At 67.4% G+C, this 279-nt stretch carries 1 protein-coding gene; it reads left to right on the top strand.

The window, feature by feature from the left end:
• A partial coding sequence (locus tag ABFX56_RS16035; RefSeq protein ID WP_346234356.1) for an iron chelate uptake ABC transporter family permease subunit occupies nt 1-279 on the top strand: 279 nt, incomplete at both ends.

The following is a 279-nucleotide window of genomic DNA, read 5'->3' as shown; positions in this document are numbered from 1 at the left end:
CCGCCTGGGTCGCGGCCGACCGCTTCACCGTGGCCGGCATGGGCCAGCAGTTCACCACCAACCTGGGGCTGAACTACAAGCGCCTGACCTTCTATGGCCTCCTGATCGTGTCGGCGATTTCGGCGGTGGTGGTGGTCACGGCCGGCAGCATTCCCTTCCTGGGCCTGATCCTGCCGAACGTGGTCAGCATCCTGTTCGGCGACAATATGCGCCGCTCGGTGCCCTGGGTGGCGCTGCTCGGCGGCCTGTTCGTGCTGGCCTGCGACATCATCGGCCGCC

It is taken from the genome of Parafrigoribacterium mesophilum, assembly GCF_039652555.1.
In the GTDB taxonomy this organism is placed as follows: Bacteria; Actinomycetota; Actinomycetes; order Actinomycetales; family Microbacteriaceae; genus Parafrigoribacterium; species Parafrigoribacterium mesophilum.
This window is presented reverse-complemented; position numbering and strand designations above follow the sequence as displayed.